This window comes from Traorella sp. mt218 (genome assembly GCF_055420025.1).
Genome location: NZ_JBVAYM010000004.1, coordinates 23,607 through 41,123 on the forward strand (window position 1 = coordinate 23,607; position 17,517 = coordinate 41,123).

Annotated in this window: 17 protein-coding genes and 1 other RNA gene; 4 read left to right on the forward strand and 14 right to left on the reverse strand. The window is 35.7% G+C overall.

Features of this window, described 5'->3' with window-relative positions; all coding sequences use genetic code 11:
* Complete coding sequence (mutS, locus tag ACZYT3_RS03080; RefSeq protein ID WP_294561705.1) at positions 1 to 2,535, reverse strand: DNA mismatch repair protein MutS; 2,535 nt, start codon at positions 2,533 to 2,535, stop codon at positions 1 to 3.
* Positions 2,536 to 2,594: 59 nt separating this feature from the next.
* The gene (locus tag ACZYT3_RS03085) at positions 2,595 to 4,187 is read right to left on the reverse strand and encodes a hypothetical protein (protein ID WP_464087648.1); all 1,593 of its coding nucleotides are present in this window, start codon (positions 4,185 to 4,187) and stop codon (positions 2,595 to 2,597) included.
* A gap of 73 nt (positions 4,188 to 4,260) precedes the next feature.
* On the opposite strand from ACZYT3_RS03085, the gene ACZYT3_RS03090 reads away from it, so the two are divergent.
* Positions 4,261 to 5,472 (forward strand): FtsW/RodA/SpoVE family cell cycle protein, encoded by a 1,212-nt coding sequence (locus ACZYT3_RS03090; RefSeq protein WP_294561707.1) that lies wholly within the window; start codon positions 4,261 to 4,263, stop codon positions 5,470 to 5,472.
* 9 nt (positions 5,473 to 5,481) lie between these two features.
* On the opposite strand, the gene ACZYT3_RS03095 is transcribed toward ACZYT3_RS03090, so the two are convergent.
* Positions 5,482 to 6,252, reverse strand: a complete 771-nt coding sequence (locus tag ACZYT3_RS03095) for an NAD kinase (protein WP_464087649.1) — start codon at positions 6,250 to 6,252, stop codon at positions 5,482 to 5,484.
* Between the two features lie 55 nt (positions 6,253 to 6,307).
* On the opposite strand from ACZYT3_RS03095, the gene ACZYT3_RS03100 reads away from it, so the two are divergent.
* Both ACZYT3_RS03100 and ACZYT3_RS03105 read left to right on the forward strand, forming a co-directional pair.
* The gene (locus tag ACZYT3_RS03100; RefSeq protein ID WP_464087650.1) at positions 6,308 to 6,853 is read left to right on the forward strand and encodes a CYTH domain-containing protein; all 546 of its coding nucleotides are present in this window, start codon (positions 6,308 to 6,310) and stop codon (positions 6,851 to 6,853) included.
* Positions 6,850 to 7,119 carry a DUF1294 domain-containing protein gene (locus tag ACZYT3_RS03105; protein WP_464087651.1) on the forward strand — a complete coding sequence of 90 codons (270 nt, stop codon included), beginning with the start codon at positions 6,850 to 6,852 and terminating at the stop codon, positions 7,117 to 7,119. The genes ACZYT3_RS03100 and ACZYT3_RS03105 overlap by 4 nt, the downstream gene beginning before the upstream one ends.
* A 27-nt stretch (positions 7,120 to 7,146) precedes the next feature.
* Here ACZYT3_RS03105 and ACZYT3_RS03110 read toward each other — a convergent pair whose 3' ends face one another.
* From ACZYT3_RS03110 to ACZYT3_RS03125, 4 genes are read right to left on the reverse strand one after another with little or no spacing between them, the layout of a single operon-like run.
* On the reverse strand, positions 7,147 to 8,466 hold the full coding sequence (locus tag ACZYT3_RS03110; RefSeq protein ID WP_464087652.1) for a hypothetical protein: 1,320 nt from the start codon (positions 8,464 to 8,466) through the stop codon (positions 7,147 to 7,149).
* Positions 8,463 to 9,332, reverse strand: a complete 870-nt coding sequence (locus tag ACZYT3_RS03115; protein WP_464087653.1) for an NAD(P)-dependent oxidoreductase — start codon at positions 9,330 to 9,332, stop codon at positions 8,463 to 8,465. Before ACZYT3_RS03115 ends, ACZYT3_RS03110 begins: the two co-directional genes overlap by 4 nt.
* On the reverse strand, positions 9,325 to 9,990 hold the full coding sequence (locus ACZYT3_RS03120; protein ID WP_464087654.1) for a transaldolase family protein: 666 nt from the start codon (positions 9,988 to 9,990) through the stop codon (positions 9,325 to 9,327). The genes ACZYT3_RS03115 and ACZYT3_RS03120 overlap by 8 nt, the downstream gene beginning before the upstream one ends.
* 59 nt (positions 9,991 to 10,049) lie before the next feature.
* Positions 10,050 to 11,108 (reverse strand): PTS fructose transporter subunit IIC, encoded by a 1,059-nt coding sequence (locus ACZYT3_RS03125; RefSeq protein WP_294560953.1) that lies wholly within the window; start codon positions 11,106 to 11,108, stop codon positions 10,050 to 10,052.
* A 255-nt stretch (positions 11,109 to 11,363) separates the two neighbouring features.
* Here ACZYT3_RS03125 and ACZYT3_RS03130 point away from each other — a divergent pair, with 255 nt between their 5' ends.
* The gene (locus ACZYT3_RS03130) at positions 11,364 to 12,119 is read left to right on the forward strand and encodes a DeoR/GlpR family DNA-binding transcription regulator (protein ID WP_464087655.1); all 756 of its coding nucleotides are present in this window, start codon (positions 11,364 to 11,366) and stop codon (positions 12,117 to 12,119) included.
* A gap of 72 nt (positions 12,120 to 12,191) precedes the next feature.
* Here ACZYT3_RS03130 and recR read toward each other — a convergent pair whose 3' ends face one another.
* The 7 genes from recR to serS form a co-directional block, all read right to left on the reverse strand.
* A complete protein-coding gene (gene recR, locus ACZYT3_RS03135; protein ID WP_464087656.1) occupies positions 12,192 to 12,785 on the reverse strand; it encodes a recombination mediator RecR in 594 nt (197 codons plus the stop codon).
* Complete coding sequence (locus tag ACZYT3_RS03140) at positions 12,785 to 13,081, reverse strand: YbaB/EbfC family nucleoid-associated protein (RefSeq protein WP_294560956.1); 297 nt, start codon at positions 13,079 to 13,081, stop codon at positions 12,785 to 12,787. Before ACZYT3_RS03140 ends, recR begins: the two co-directional genes overlap by 1 nt.
* 4 nt (positions 13,082 to 13,085) lie before the next feature.
* On the reverse strand, positions 13,086 to 14,732 hold the full coding sequence (gene dnaX / locus ACZYT3_RS03145) for a DNA polymerase III subunit gamma/tau (protein WP_464087657.1): 1,647 nt from the start codon (positions 14,730 to 14,732) through the stop codon (positions 13,086 to 13,088).
* Positions 14,733 to 14,775: 43 nt separating this feature from the next.
* Positions 14,776 to 15,222, reverse strand: coding sequence for a nucleoside deaminase (locus tag ACZYT3_RS03150; protein WP_464087658.1), 447 nt, complete (start codon positions 15,220 to 15,222; stop codon positions 14,776 to 14,778).
* Positions 15,223 to 15,233: 11 nt separating this feature from the next.
* An RNA gene (ffs, locus tag ACZYT3_RS03155) (signal recognition particle sRNA small type) lies at positions 15,234 to 15,323 on the reverse strand.
* 94 nt (positions 15,324 to 15,417) lie between these two features.
* Positions 15,418 to 16,107 (reverse strand): class I SAM-dependent methyltransferase, encoded by a 690-nt coding sequence (locus ACZYT3_RS03160; protein WP_464087659.1) that lies wholly within the window; start codon positions 16,105 to 16,107, stop codon positions 15,418 to 15,420.
* A 95-nt stretch (positions 16,108 to 16,202) separates the two neighbouring features.
* Positions 16,203 to 17,486 carry a serine--tRNA ligase gene (serS, locus tag ACZYT3_RS03165; protein WP_464087660.1) on the reverse strand — a complete coding sequence of 428 codons (1,284 nt, stop codon included), beginning with the start codon at positions 17,484 to 17,486 and terminating at the stop codon, positions 16,203 to 16,205.
* Positions 17,487 to 17,517: the final 31 nt, after the last annotated feature.

Below are 17,517 nucleotides of genomic sequence, written 5' to 3' on the forward strand. Positions count from 1 at the left end.
TTATCTTTGATTCAGCTTTTCCTGAAGCTTATATAGATATTCTAATGCCTGCTTCGGTGAAAGAGCATCTACATCCATCTGTGCAATCTGATCACAAAGCTGTTTTTCAAATACATTTTCTTCTTTTTTAAACTCATAATGTCCTGCCAGATTTAAATCCAGCTTCGTCTGACTTTCAAGACCTGCCAATATCTGAGTCGCCCTTTCCAGAATGGATTCAGGCAGTTTTGCCAGACGTGCTACATTGATACCATAGCTTTTATCTGCCTTGCCCGGAAGCACTTTATAAAGGAAGGTAACATGATCATTTTCCTCATGAACCTCAACATGCAGATTACGAATGGTATCATATTCCTCTTCCAAAGATGTCAGTTCATGATAATGAGTGGAAAAAAGTGTTTTCGCACGAATCGTCTGATCGATATATTCGATCATCGCATGTGCCAATGACATACCGTCATAGGTTGATGTTCCACGTCCGATCTCATCAAACAGAATCAATGAATTTTCAGTAGCATGTGTCAGAGCCTGATTGGCTTCCATCATCTCTACCATGAAGGTTGACTGTCCGCTCATGATATCATCACTGGCACCGATTCTTGTAAAGATCTTATCGAAAATAGGCAACAATGCTTTTTTCGCAGGAACAAAACAGCCGATCTGAGCCAATATCACGATACTTGCCATCTGTCGCATAAAAGTAGATTTACCACCCATATTTGGACCTGTGATGATATTAATATTTTCATTTTCTCTCATGACCAACGAATTTGGAATATAACGATTTCCTTTAATGACCTTTTCTAATATCGGATGACGTCCGTCAATAACTTCAATTTCATGCTTATTCGTAAATACAGGACGAATATAACCATTTTCATTTGATACGACTGCCAATGAATAAAGACAATCAATGATCGCACAGGCATTGGCACATTCATGCAGCTTCGGCAAATAGCTCTTGATCTGAGAAATCAATTCATTAAACAGATTGACTTCACGACGGATCGCCCTTTCCTGAGCATGCAGGATCGCATCCTCATGATCCTTCAATTCCTGTGTCACATAACGCTCACAATTTGTCAATGTTTGTTTACGGACATACCCGTATTCATCTTTGACCAAAGGTACATTTCCTTTAGAAACTTCTATATAATAACCGAAAACACGATTATAACCGACCTTTAGATTCTTGATCTGTGTCTTTTCTCTTTCCTTCGTTTCAAACTCTAAGATCCATTCCTGACCATTTTTTCCAAGTCTTCGATATTCATCCAGCTCTTCATCATATCCATCTACGAATATATTACCATCCTTGACATGGATGCTTGGCTGATCTACGAATGCGTCCTTCAGCTTCTCATAGAGGGGCTGGCATGGATCACATTTAGCCAGATAGGCATAAGGCTTACATTCACGAATGATGTCTAATATCTTTGGTATTACTGAAAGCGTCTGTGCCAGACGAACACAGTCACGTGGATTTGCTGTTGATATGGCAACTCGCGCACATAACCTTTCAAGATCATAGACATTGGATAGATATTCCTTCAACTCATCCTTTATGATGAAGTTGCCATTCAGATAATCAATGGCATCTTCTCTTTTATTAATTTCCTTCATATCAATGAGCGGTGCTTCGATCCATCTTCTCAGCATACGACTTCCCATCGCACTTTCACAATGATCTAAAAATGACCAAAGCGTCTGTGATTTTGAATTTGTACGTAAGGTCTGTGTCAGCTCCAGATTCTGTTTCGTGGAAAAATCCATCTGCATCGTTTCTTCTTCACTGATCATCTCAACCTTACTTAAATGTGACATGACCATCTTCTGTGTTTCTTCAAGATAATTCGTTAATTGAGCAAAAGCATTTATAATTCCCTCATCATCAATATGTGAAACCAAATCTTCATATACATCATGCATATAAAGATTATCATTTGTTGAAAGGGTGATATTCAGATCCTCGATGACCTTTTTGAATTTACTGTCAAAATGAGAAGACACAACGATCTCTCGGACATTCTTGCTTAAGCATAATCGTGTCAATGCCTGAACACTGCGGTCTGCCTTTTGTCCGTAACATTCTCCTGTCGTAATTTCACAATAAACAATCGATAAGCCAAACTGTGTATCAGCAATGGAAGCAATGAAATAACTCTCTTTTTCATCTCCGCCTTCTTCCATCCATGTTCCGGGAGTAACGATCTTGATACAGCCTCGCTGAACGATCTTACCGGCCACCGGTTCTTCCAATTGTTCAATGATCGCAACCTTGTATCCCTTCTGCGTCAATCTTTGAATATAACCGTTTGCCGCATGATAAGGGATCCCACACATCGGAACCCTCTCTTCCACACCTGCATTTCTTCCGGTCAAAACAAGATCCAGCTCTTGTGCCGCCGTTTTCGCATCGTCAAAAAACATTTCATAAAAATCACCTAATCTATAAAATACGATACAGTCCTGATATTTTTTCTTTTCCTCCAGATACTGCATCATCATAGGGGTATATTTTACTTCTTCGCTCATAAGAAACTCACTCCTGCCTCACTCTATTATATCAAAAAAAGACCTTTCAAAGTAGGTCTTTATTCGTTTGTTTCACTTTTTTTCGTATCATTTTGAACAGGTGGAAATTCCTGAATGGTTTCTTTCTTCATACGCACGATATAATCTTTGACCATCGTTGAGATATTACCGATACGTATCAAATAACCATTCCTGCTTTCAAGCAATAAATAAGCTCCTTTATTCTTCAAGGAATCATAATCTACCATTTCACGGTTCACAAATTTGATCGTCAGCTTATCCGGTGTCGAATGGGCCTCGATGATATTATCGAGTCCGCCGAGATTTTCAACGATTTCGGCACAGATCTTATCCTTATCCACCATCTGGAATAAACCTAAAGCATATTTCTTAAAATAAATCCTTGTAAGGAAATAAAAGATAACGGCAATGATCAATCCAACAGCTAATAGCTTATACACGTTATATGCGATATATGGATTTCTTAAATATTCCAACAAATCCAGACCGCTTCCCGGATCAGCCAATATCAGCAGTTCCGAAAAATTATATCCGACAACCACGTGGAACATTTGCAGGAAGGCATATAAAAGACCAACGATCACGATATATATCAGATAAAGCATCGGTGATAGGATCAGCATGACGATTTCAGCCGGTAAAGGATTACCGCAAAGGATCGTTAATAAAAATGCGATGATAAAAAATCCTATATATCTTTTCTTATCCTCTATATTGCTGCAAAGACGATAATAAGCCAGATAAAAAGCCGGTATGATAAATAAATTGATCACATAATAAGGAGTAATGAACGTTCCTGAGGTCATCGTACTCATTCCCGCCTGACGCTGAGCCGTCCATATCGCCACATCTCCTGAAAATTTCAGTCCGACATTATTCAGCCAGCTGCCGCCCATTTCACTGAACCAGAAAATCTGCCTTGGAATATCCAGAAGTCCTAATATGGCACTGATCCTTTCAAACATGCCATAAAGCAATAAATTGACCGGATTTGAAATATCACTGGCAATGATTTCGAAAAAGGTATTCATCGTATTGGCAACAAATGGCCATACATAAGCAATACCTACTCCACATAACACGCTGACGATCATGGTCATCACTCCTGCCATCGCATCATGATCTACAAATGACGTAATTCCGAAGATAGAATATTTTCTTGAGCGTATATAACAGAAATGCGTGATTGCAAATGCAAGTATATAACCAAAGATTCCTAATTGATATGGCATCCGTATTGATGACAACGTACCGGAAATCTGATTAAAATCAATTTCCGTAATATTGAAGATCGATTGATAAAAATAACTTGGCAAAGATGGATTTAAAAAGAATACCATCGAAATATGAATGATCAAATAAGAAAGTACACCGATCATTACAAGCATCGAAGATTCATATCGGTGTGATAAAATATGTACATAGACAAGGAAAGGAAAGAAATAAATAATGCTTGCCCCCATATACCGAAGCAGTTCAAATACCTGTATTAAAACGGGATGATCGATCTGCCACAAAAATGTGACATTAGGATTTAGGACAATTGTCCCTATTCCAAGCAACAATGTTCCAATAAAAAGCATTTTTAATGGAAATTGAAGTATCTCTAATAATGAATGCCATTTTGACATACAATCACCTCTCATATATAATAACATTATTAAGTGTTCAGTTCAAACAACACTTTTAAGAAGGAGTGACTTCATGAATAAATATCTTCATCGCGTGAAAGAACCAAAGAAGTACGACTACATCCTTATTGTAATTGTCGGTTTATTAGTCTGTTGCAGTCTGGTTGCGATTTATTCATCTTTAAAACAGCTTCAAGCTTATCAGTCAAATATTGTTTTTACACAGTTTCGCTGGGTCTTGATCAGCTTGGTAGCAGTAGGTGTTATCTTATATTTTGGTAATGAGTCTTTATATGATTTTATTGAAATCATTTATAAGATCTTACTGGTGCTTTTGATCATCCTTTTCATTGATATGGTGCTATTTAAGCTTACCGGACGCCATCTTCCCGGAGGACTCATTGATGATATCAACGGAGCGATCAGTTGGTATAACATTCCGGGTCTGGGAAGCTTACAGCCTTCAGAGTTCATGAAGATCGTTTTAGTCATCAAAACAGCCCTGATCATTAATGAACATAATGAGAATAAGACCGAAAACAGCTATGAAGAAGATATACAGCTGTTTATCAAGATTGCAAAGCTTTGTGCATTGCCTTTGATCCTCATTCTTCTTCAGCCGGACACAGGTCTTGTTATGATCATCGGTATCAGTATCGTCCTCATGGTCTTATGCTCGGGTATCCGCAAGGAATGGTTTCTGGTGTTCTTTACGGCAATCGTCATCATTGTTCTGTTGTTTTTATATCTTTATTTTTATCAGCGTAATATCTTGAATATCTTTCTTCAGGATCATCAGTTAAGACGATTTGACGGCTGGTTCTATCCGGAGGAAAGCGTCTTAGAGGATGGACATCAGCTCTATACTTCACTACTGGCCTTGGGTTCTGCCGGATTGACCGGTGTTGGTCTGCAGCCAACGACCATCCAGCTTTCAGAAGCCAATACAGATCTTATTTTTGTTATTTTTGGTCAATCCTTTGGCCTTGTGGGCTCTTTATTTTTATTATGCTTATGTTTCCTGCTTGATTATCGTATTTATCGCATCATCGTCTTATCTGACAATGCCATTGAAAAATATATGATGTGCGGCTTTTTAGGTATGATCGTTTATCAGCAGATTCAAAATATAGGGATGGTCGTCGGTCTATTGCCGATTACAGGTATCACATTGCCATTTGTTTCATATGGCGGAAGCTCCCTACTGTCTTATTTTATAGCCTTAGGCTTTATCTTAAATGCTTCCAGCAAAGCAAAAAAATTAAGTGACTATGTTTATGACTAGTCACTTTTTTTAATAAAGATCTCTCAATCTTTCCAAATAATTGATGTTTCGATATTTTGCGAAATGCACTTTTTTATCACTTAATGATACTTCAACTTTTTTCGCATGATCCAATAACAAATGCTTTTGGTCATAACATAAAATCGCATCATGAAAATTATCACTGAAAAATTCGATCTTCCGATGAGGATCCATGATATAAGGCACTCCTAATGAACGATACTTCTGATGATGGATACCTGTGATCTCATGCAGCTGCAACAAATTCAAGCCTTCTTCAATCACGGCTCCCTTCAATGAACGATTATAAGCTGTTGATCCGGATTGTGTTGAAACACACATTCCTGTACCTCTAAAGGTTTCAAAAAGAACACCATCAATTTTCACATCCAGCAGCTGTGTCCTCACGACATTTTCAATTCTCATTTCATTGACAGCATAATAAGCCTCATTCTCACAAACTATTTTAAGAAGAGGTACGCTTCTGATAATCGGCTCTTTATTAACGACATCAAAAATACACTCATCGACTTCATCAATCGTATAATCCGTAAAAAAGCCTAATGTGCCTGTATGAATGGCAAGGAAACTGCAGTTATCAATAATATCCAAATATTTATGTACGGCATAAAGAAATGTACCATCGCCACCGATACATAATACTAGCTGTGGATTTTTTTTATCATACACCCAGCCTTTTTCAGTTAACTTTTCTTTTACTATTTGTTCGATCTGAATCGAAGTTTCATCTTTTTTTGCGACAATACCAAACTTTTTCATTTCCTTCTTCCTTTTCTGCTTAACCTATTGTATCATAAAGACATAGGTGATGAAAATGATAAATAATTTAGAAGTTGAAAATAAAATACTTGTGACAAAAGAAGATTTTGAAAAATTATCTGCATTATATCAAGATAAAACTTTTATCAAGCAAATCAATTATTATTATGATACAGAAGATCTTGACTTAAGAAATCAAAAATGTGCTTTAAGAATACGTGAAAAAAATAATACTTTCCTTATAACTTTAAAGACGCCTGCTCCTAAAGGCCATCACGAATATGAATGTTATGTCAATGAAAATTCATCTAAGGCTTTTGAATCTTCCGAGATCAAGGGACTTCTTGACCAGTTAAACATTGAAAAACCACTCATGGAGCTTGGTAAATGTGTTACTTATCGGGCTGTCGTTGAATTAGAAAAGGCTGAATTATGCTTTGATATCAATGAATATAATGGTATCACAGATTATGAGATCGAATATGAACAGACAGCTGAACATGACGGTATCTCTGAATTTAATAAGATTTTAAGTCAGGTAAATTTAAGATATGAAAAAAATTGTGCAAGTAAAATAAAAAGGACCTTGCATTCAAGATGACCTATCTGCTTGTTTATCTATTTGTAATAAATGTCATTACCTTTATTTATATGGGAATTGATAAAAGAAAAGCTAAAAAGCATGCTTTTCGCATACCGGAAAAAGTGCTGCTTTCATTATCTTTTCTTGGTGGCAGCTTAGGTACGCTGATCGCTATGTTTTGTTTTCATCATAAAACACAAAAAGCTGTTTTTAAATACGGAGTTCCCATTCTGCTGATCACAAATTTTTTCATGATTTTTTATATTCTTACGCGCTATTATTAAAAAGTCTTGTTTCAAAACAAGACTTTTTTATCCTTCAATCAAAGGAATATCATATAACTTGGCATACATGCGTATCGCTTCTCGTACATGTCCATAGCTCATTGAAAAATGATGAGCAATGCCATTTCCTGCTACTTTGTTAAACACTTCCATGACAGGAGCATTTAGCTTCACATTGGCATATGTACCACGTAATTCTTTCTGCATCGGTATCGCATCTCCTTCACAGATAAATATCCTATATTTACCGTGGACGCTATCGAAACGAAGAAGCTGAACATGTCCCTGTTTTAAGACAAATCCTGTTGTAACTCCTCTGTTTTGCGCGAAATATGTATCAAGTGAACGAATGCTAACACCATCCCATAATGTTATAGGAGCTACACCGCAATGCCAAAGCAGCATAGTATTCTGACCTTGATCAATTTGTGAAAGATCCGCTAAAAAAGGTGTTTTTAAACCTAATGCCTGATGGACCATCATCGAAATCAATCCATCTATATCACCTTCACAAGCCAGCAACATTTCTTCTCCTTGAAGGATCGACATTGCTGCACATGGACTTATACCATATCCATTTGCAAATTCCGGCCAACACCGTATTGCTAATCCATCTAATTTTTTTTGATGATAAAACTTTTTTATTTTGGCACACAATATCGCTGTTTTTGATAATTGAGCTTCATTGATATCTGAAAGATCGAAGATCTTTTTTATTCTTATCATATAATCTTCAACATCATGCTCTTCTTCTTTCATATGGAAGATATCATTTAATTCATAATGATCTATAAGAATACCAAATTTATGATATATAGATAATTCATCTACATCAATATTATAAAAACCTTGAGCATGATGTCCTATGATTCCGATATGTGCTTGGTTTAAAGTATATTGAATCTTTATCGCATCTAAAAATGCTTCATCGACAGTTGATCGGATTGAAGTATGAAATGATTTTTTATTTGCCTTATAAAGATTACTTGCATCCAAATTCACTCCACATAACGAATTTAATCGTATCTTACCGCCATCATAAGGAAGTTCAGGATATCCCCATAAAAGTATTGGTACGGAAAGATATTGGCTGTATTTCAAAGCCAATGTTCCTAAATGGAAGGTGCCACTGATCAGTATCAAAGCCTGAATATGTTCTGCCTTAAATTTTAAGGCACTCTTTATCGCATCTTCATCTTCAATGATCACTTCTTTTTCTATGATCCAATGATACTCCTTTTTTTCATTCAATTCTTTTTGTGTATTTTTATACAACTGTATTGCCGCTTCTACATCATAGGTATTTCTTGCAAGACAAACAACACCTATTTTTATTTTTTCTTTCATATGTGATTTTTTTCCTTTACAACTTTATAGGTTACGCTAAAATCTAGTGAAGCATATTTTTCTACGGCCTGATCATAAATATCTGTACTTATATCTAAGGCTGGAAGTACCAGTTCATATGCTTGAGCTATTTGCTTAGCGATATGAATATCTTTATGCATATTCAATACGGAAAAAGCCGGTTCGAAGTTTTCATTAAGAATCATATCGCCTTTTGTATCCAAATAGGCATTTTGACCGCCACCCATAGATACTGCCGGTATGACCTCCTCTAATGCCAGCCCTGCTTTACTGGCCAGTACCATCATTTCATTCACTCCATTTTGAATAGCTGCAACTAACATATTATGACAGATCTTCATATAGAGTCCTTTACCATGACCTCCCATATATTTGATTTGTTCACCCATACATGAAAGAATTGGTAACAAGTCTGCGAAACATTCTTCCCTTCCTCCGACGTAAATGCCAAGCTTTCCTTCAATGGCTGCTGCCTTACTTTTCACAACTGGTGCATCTAATATGTTTGCCTGTTTCTGTTCAACAAGATCTACGATTTTCAAATGCGTATCAGGTTCAATCGTTGACATATTGATACACAACGCATTTTTACGTAAGCCTTTCAAAATATTCTCATACACTTCTATCGTTTGTTTCGAGGCAGGCACCATTGTAATGATAATATCGCTGTCTGCACTTAACTGTTCCACAGAACTGGCTTTCTTACCGCCTAATTTCGTTAAAACTTCTATTTTTTCAGGAATGATATCATAAACGATGACCTTACATCCACTCTTTTTGATCAAATTTGCAGCCATCGCTTCTCCCATGATGCCAAGACCGATGAATCCTATTACTTTATTCATCTTGCTTCGTTTCCTCCCACGCTTTACAAAATTTCTGAATGCCATAGCTTGTAAATGGATGATATAAGCTATCCTGATAAACACTTAAACCTGCCGTAACGATATCAATACCATAAGCAGCTATTTTTCCAATTTGATATCCATTACGTACTGCCGCAGCTATGATTTCTGTCTTGTAACCATAATTTTGATAGATATCTTTTATATTCTTCAGATAGCTGACTCCATCTTCACCGTTGTTTTCTTTCCATCCAATAAACGGTGATACATATGTACTATTGATACGAGCTGCCTGAAGTGCCTGAGATACAGAGAAAACAAGTGTAATATTTGTTTTGATTCCTTCTTTCACTAATTGCTCCGCAGCAATCAGTCCCTGTTCAGTACAGGCAATCTTTATGACAAAATTTGAAGATAATGACGCATATTTCCTTCCTTCACGGATCATATCCTCAGCTTTATCCATATGTGGATCTATTTCAATAGAAATCGGAAAATTTACATTTTTAAACTCATCTGCCAGTTCTTTGCATATTTTATTAAATGATTTACCACTATTTTTTATATGATTCGGATTTGTTGTAACACCATCTATTTTCAAATATTTATATGCATATCGTATTTCATCAATTTTTGCACTGTCTAAAAAATATTTCATATATTTCTCCTAAGATATGTCTGTTGTTTCAAGTATTTATGAAACAACAGACATGCTATTTATTTAATATCTATATCTAATTCTACAGTTTCTTCTGTTTCTTCTGTTGTCACTGGTTTGGCAGGCTTCAATAATGTTAAAACGAGAGCTGTTACGATAGATCCAATAACTAATGCCAGCATAAACATCCAAGGTTTATTCATGAACGGTACGATAAAGATACCACCTGCCTGAATCTGACTTTCAACTCCCCATAGCATTGTAAGTGCTCCGCCAACAGCTGATCCAGCAACCGTAGAAACGATGACACGAATCGGATCTGTTGCGGCAAAAGGTAATACACCTTCAGTTATGAAACAAAGTCCCATCGGTAATGCTGCTTTTGCAGCTTCATGTTCAGAAGGAGTATATTTTTTTCTGGCAATCAATACACTTAAAGCAACTCCAAGCGGAGGTATCATTCCACCGACCAATTTAGCTGCCGTTGGTCCATATACACCTTCAGCTAATAAGCCATTTGCGAACAGGCAAGCTGTTTTATTCACCGGACCTCCTAAATCAAAGCCCATCATAGCACCTATAATACTGCCAAGCAAAGCTTTCGATCCACCCTGTAATGATGTCATTGTCGCTAAAATCCATGATTGTAATGCAGCGATCGGAGGACCGATTAATACGATCATTACTAAACCAACAACTAAACTTGAAATCAGCGGAATTACAATAATAGGCATAAGTCCCTGCATTGTTTTAGGAAGCTTGATATATTTTATAATTGCCGCAACAACATAACCGGCCAACAAGCCTCCAAAGATTCCTCCTAAGAAACCTGCCTGAATTTGTGTCGATAAATAACCCGCTACCAGACCCGGTGCAATACCCGGTCTTTCTGCAATTGAATAAGCAATCGCAGCAGCTAAAACCGGTACGATAAATGACATGGAAGCATTTCCGATTTGATTAATCATATAACCAATTGTACCTTCAGCATTACCAACATCATAACCGCCTAAAATTCTTGCAATACCAATACAAAGTCCTCCTGCAACGATCACCGGTACCATATAAGAAACACCTGTCATAAGACTTGTTCTTATACTAATTTTTTTCTTTGACATATTACCCTCCTTCTCTTTTCATATGATTCAGCGCTGATTAGAAAAGATCTATGTCCTACTTTCATTTTATGGATTATAAAAAAAGTAATCAATTCAAAATGATAATATTTTGAATAAATTCACTAATTTTTTTATTAATTTTGACAAAATTAATTATAATTTTGATGAAATTATTCATTTTTATTAATATTTAACTCGCCGATTGAATAAATATCTGATATTATGTGAACGTAATAAATAAGAGGAATAAAAGATATGAAAAAAGAAAGAATCAACATGCTTCAAGAACTCATTGAATCCGAACAAGAAATCTCTATGGAAAAACTGATATATCAGTTTGAATTATCTGAAAGTACATTAAGAAGATATTTAGATATACTGGAAAAGCAAGGACTCATCGAGAAACATTATGGTGGTGTTCGTGCAGTCATCAATACGATACCTTATGATAAAAGGTTCGATCGAAATATACAATCGAAACACAGGATAGGAGTATTAGCTGCTTCACTGATCAAAGATAATGATTCTATTTTTATCGACTCCGGAACGACAACGATTCATATTATCGACTCTCTTAAAAATGTCAAAAACATCACAATAATCACCAACAATATGAATGTCGTATATTTATGTAAGAAATTTAAAAATTTCAAGATTATTTTTCTTGGCGGTGAATTTATTAATTCCACAAACTGTTGTGCAAATTATGATACAGTAAAGATATTAAAAAAATATAACTTGGACAAAGCTTTCATAGCTGCAAATGGTTTTTCTTTACAAAAAGGAGCTACTAATTCTGATATTTGTGAGCATGATATAAAAAGCTTGGCTGTTAAACAATCTCAACAATCTATCCTTGTAGTCGATCACAGTAAATTTGGCCGGGCAGGTTTAGCGACTTTCGCTTCTGTTAATGCTTTCCATACCATCATCACAGATCAAATGCCCGATCAGTCGTACATTGATTATTGTTCCAGTAATCAAATTGAATTACTTTGGCCATCTGTATAAAGTGTAGTAAGCATTTATATGATGATACTATTTTTTTCATATCACATAAAAAAAATCAGATTACTCTGATTTTTATTCCATCTTTTTTCTGTTTTCCATGGCTTTGATCAATGTCATTTCGTCTGCATAATCTAAATGAGCTCCCATCGGCAGGCCATGAGCGATTCTTGTCGCTTGAATATTTTTCTTTTCCAAAAGTTTTGATAAATATAAAGCTGTTGTTTCTCCTTCAACTGTTGGATTTGTCGCAATGATCACTTCTGAGATTGTATCATCACATCTTTTTATCAATGAATCTATATTGATGTCATCCGGAAGTATCCCTTTTGATGGTGAGATTACTCCGTTAAGAACATGGTAGACACCTTTATATTCATGAGTCTTTTCCATGGCGATTAAATCCTGCACTTGTTCAACCACACAGATCGTACTCGTATCTCTGGTAGTATCCTTACATACTTCACATAGTTCATCTTCCGCTAAATTACCACATATCTTGCATGTATGGAGATTTTTTTTGGCTATAGAACAAACCTTTAAAAATTCATCAATTTCTTCCTGATCCCATTTTAAAAATTCAAAAGCATAACGTTCAGCTGTCTTTTGTCCAACTCCCGGCAATTTTCTAAAGCTCTCTACGAGTGTTTCAAATAATGCTGGATACATTAGAATGCTCCCGGCATTTTAACGCCGCCTGTAATTTTTGACAGCTCTTGTTCATGTTCCGTTTTAGCTTTTTCAATGACCTTATTAACTGCAACAGCAATCATGTCTTGAAGCATTTCAATATCTTCTAGATTTTTATTTTTGATTTCGATCGTATTGATATGATATTTTCCATCACATTCAACACGAACAAACTCATTTTCTTCTTCATAAACTCTGGCTTCTAATTCCTGTTCGACTTTTTTTAGATCAGCCTGCATTTTCTGAGCCTGTTTTAATAATGCTTGTATATTCATCTTCTTACTCCTTTATTTCTATATTTTCTTCTCCAAATAGATTTTTCACTAATTCAAGACTATCTTCTTCCAGCTTTACTGAAGCTGCTTCCGGTAACGTATGACTTTTTTGACGTTGTATAAATTCGTTGATAAGCTGTTTCTGTTCCTCATTTGTAATAGCAAATACCTTTTTCTTCTTTGATAATAGGACTTCCATGAAATCTATAAAAGCTCCTTGAGCATCTAATTCGTTGATTTCATTTGCAATTGCTTCGTTCTTAACACCAACGATAATATATTCTTTACCGCTGGCAACTAAATTCATGTCTCGTAACAGATTTGCATACCTTGCCCATGCCGGACTAAGATAATAATTTGATAGCTTTTCTAGCTTTGATAAATCTTCATGTTTATATGTCTTATTAGCTCCTACTAGCAATGAAATCATATATTCATGATCTAATCCTTTTATTTCTTTTTTTACAGATTGTTTTGTTTCAGGTGGTGACTCGATTGCACTTTCTTCTGCAGTTTCAGTTATATCAGGTATATCATCAGTTGAAGATGTTTCACGTGAAACATTCACTTCTTTATTTTCAATAGACATCATATTCAATAGACACACCTCAAAATAAGATTGTATGTTGGATGCGAACCGATATTGATCATAAGCCTTGATCAACTCTTCAATCATAGACAATCTTTCCTTTGTAGACCGTCCAAGCTTCGCATCATGAATCTCATCTTTATTTAAGATGGTACACAACGAAGCGTCTTTTGTGTAATCGTGGATAACACTTTCTTTTAATATTTCAATCATATCATTAGTACATCTTTTTATATCAATGCCACGTTCTGCAAATTCATTGATTTTCTGCATACAACCTTTGGCATCCTGATTTGACACCATCTGAAGAAGCTCTATTTTTTCAGGAACAGTTACGATTCCATAAATTGCATTAATAGCCTCACAGGTAAGTTTATCAAGTGAATATGCAATAACTTGATCAACGATACTTAATGCATCACGCATTCCACCATCAGCCAGCTGACATACAAGACGCACTGCTTCTTCTTCATATTGAATATTTTCCTTCTCCAATATTTTTTTTATGCTCTCCATCATATCCTTAACGCTGATTTTTGTGAAGTCATATCTTTGACAACGGGATATGATCGTCGGCAGCACCTTATGTGGTTCTGTGGTTGCGAAAATAAAAATTACATGTGCCGGTGGTTCTTCGATCGTTTTTAATAGGGCATTGAAAGCCCCCGAGCTCATCATATGTACTTCATCAATGATATAAACTTTATATTTTCCTTTCAATGGAGCATATTTTACTTTTTCAATCAGATCACGAACCTGATCGACACCATTATTACTGGCAGCATCTATCTCTATGATATCAGGATGATTTCCCTGTTGGATTGCAAGGCAATTATCACATTTTCCGCATGGACGCTTGGTCTTACTTTCACAATTGATCATTTTTGCGAATATTTTCGCAGTACTTGTTTTTCCTGTTCCTCTTGGTCCACAAAAAAGATAAGCATGCGCAATACGATTTTGTTGTACAGCATTCTGAAGTGTTTTGACAATATGCTTTTGTCCTGCGACATCTTCAAAATTCGTTGGTCTATATTTTCGATACAATGCAATATAAGCCATAAAACACCTGCTTTCTGCTTTTTATTATATCATTATCGTTTATCTATTTCATTCTTTTTTGTTTGAAAAAATCCTTTAAAATCTTCGAGCATTCTTCACATTCAAGATAGAGCGTTTCCGGATAATGATTGTATCCTTTCGTTTCATACATTTTCATTACTGATTCAATGGATCCACCCTTAGGGTCCTTGGCACCATAGACTACTTTTTTTATTCTAGACTGCAGTATTGCTCCCGCACACATCGGACACGGTTCAAGAGTCACGTAAAGTTCACAATCATCTAATCTCCAGCTTCCTAGTTTGCGACAAGCTTTTTCGATTGCCAGTATTTCAGCATGAGCAGTTGACATCTGTTTTTTTTCACGCAAGTTATGTGCTCTCGCAATAACTTGATTATCATAAATGATTACTGCACCGATCGGCACCTCATCTTTCTTGAATGCTTTTTCTGCCTCTTTCAAAGCAAGCTCCATGTATCTTTTTTCCATATTTCACCTATAATAAAAGCTACCACACATGACAGCGCCACCTTATGGCTGCTTCGTTCCCGACCTGACCAGGTTCAGTAGTTATCATTGTGATAGCTATGACATTATAACATAACTCTGTTACTTTATACAAGGTAAAAGTTATATCTTTTCAATTCTGTGTTTGTGATCCTTTAACACGTGTATTTATAACTATTATAAAGATGATTCATTATCTTTTTTTACGACAGCAAACATCATCATAGGAAAATCCGGTTCTATGTGTGTGTTACCTTTTTCAATAATGCTCAAGCAGCTAGAATTGATTTCACTAACAAATGTATTAAAATTAACGATCCTGCAAGATGTTTGTGCAATCATCAGTTCTTTCTGTGTTTCAGTATGTATTCTTCTATCTAATTCAAATGCTTCATTGATATCGCTTTTCTTTTCAAATTCACCATTTCCCATCGTACATATAAGAGCAATACCATCATTATCTAAATGGTCATATATGAATTTATAAAATTGATATCTATCTTCATCTAATACAAGCATATGTAAAAGTGCAACTGCATAAATATAATCAAATGTTCCATCTAAATGATCTTTTAAACAATCCAATACTTTAAATTCATTACAATATTTCGAATATTTTTTATGACAGTATTGAATAACTTCTTCTGACACATCCGTTGCGAGAACATGATATCCTTTTTCTAATAAAAAAGCTGCATCTCTTCCTTCACCACAGCCGAGTTCTAAAATATTATCTGTTGGTGAAATATGGTATTCCAAAATTGTATCTGACACGATATTTGAAGGATTATCTGAAGCCCATTGGAGTGAATGATCATGCACCTGCTTATATCTGTCATTGTATGCTTTATAGTATTCTTTATTCATTTTTCCTCCCAGCATATTTCATAATACTAGTTTATCACAGAATAAAATAAAAAGTGAGGATATTCTCTCACTTTTATGATGTTTCACGTGAAACATTATTTCTTTTCAATTTTTGTCTTTCCACCCATATATGGCTGTAAGGCTACCGGAATATTTACTGAACCATCTGCATTCAGATTATTTTCTAAGAATGCAATCAACATACGAGGAGGAGCTACCACCGTATTATTCAATGTGTGGGCAAAATATTTTCCATTTTCACTATTAACACGAATTTGTAGTCTTCTTGCCTGTGCATCTCCTAAATTCGAACAGCTACCTACCTCGAAATATTTCTTTTGTCTTGGCGACCATGCTTCTACATCCACTGATTTTACTTTTAGATCGGCTAAATCACCGGAACAGCATTCAAGGGTTCTCACCGGTATATCAAGGGTTCTGAAAAAATCAACTGTGTTTTGCCATAAACGATCATACCACATGCTTGAATCCTCAGGTTTACATACAACGATCATTTCCTGTTTTTCAAACTGATGGATACGATATACACCTCTTTCCTCTATACCATGAGCTCCTTTTTCTTTTCTGAAGCAAGGTGAATAGGAAGTCAATGTATAAGGAAGATCTTTTTCATCAATGATCGTATCAATAAATTTTCCAATCATTGAATGTTCGCTTGTTCCAATAAGATAGAGATCTTCACCTTCTATCTTATACATCATATTTTCCATCTCAGAAAAGCTCATGACTCCATTTACCACATTGCTGCGAATCATAAATGGCGGAACACAATACGTAAATCCACGATCGATCATAAAATCACGAGCATATGAAATTACAGCACTGTGTAAACGTGCAATATCACCCATCAAGTAATAGAATCCATTACCGGCAACCTTTCTTGCGCTGTCTAAATCGATACCATTGAAACTTTCCATGATCTCAGTATGATAAGGAATTTCAAAATCAGGTACTTTTGGTTCTCCATAACGCTGGACTTCCACGTTTTCACTATCATCTTTGCCGATAGGTACTGAAGGATCGATAATGTTTGGAATGACCATCATGATATTCTTTACTTTTTCTCCCAGCTCCACTTCTTTAGCTTCAAGCTCTTCCAATCTGCCGGCAAATTCTTTTACTTTTTTCTTGACTTCTTCGGCTTCTTCTTTCTTTCCCTGGGCCATCAGTGCACCGATCGTTTTAGATATTTTATTACGTTCAGCTCTCAGATTTTCAGCTTCCTGCTTTGTTTTTCTGTTTTCCTTATCCAATTCGATAACTTCATCTACCAATGGCAGTTTATGATCCTGAAATTTCTTTTTTATATTTTCACGAACTAAATCAGGATTCTCGCGGATCAATTTTATATCGATCATCTTTTTTTCCTCCTCTTTGAATAAAAAAAGA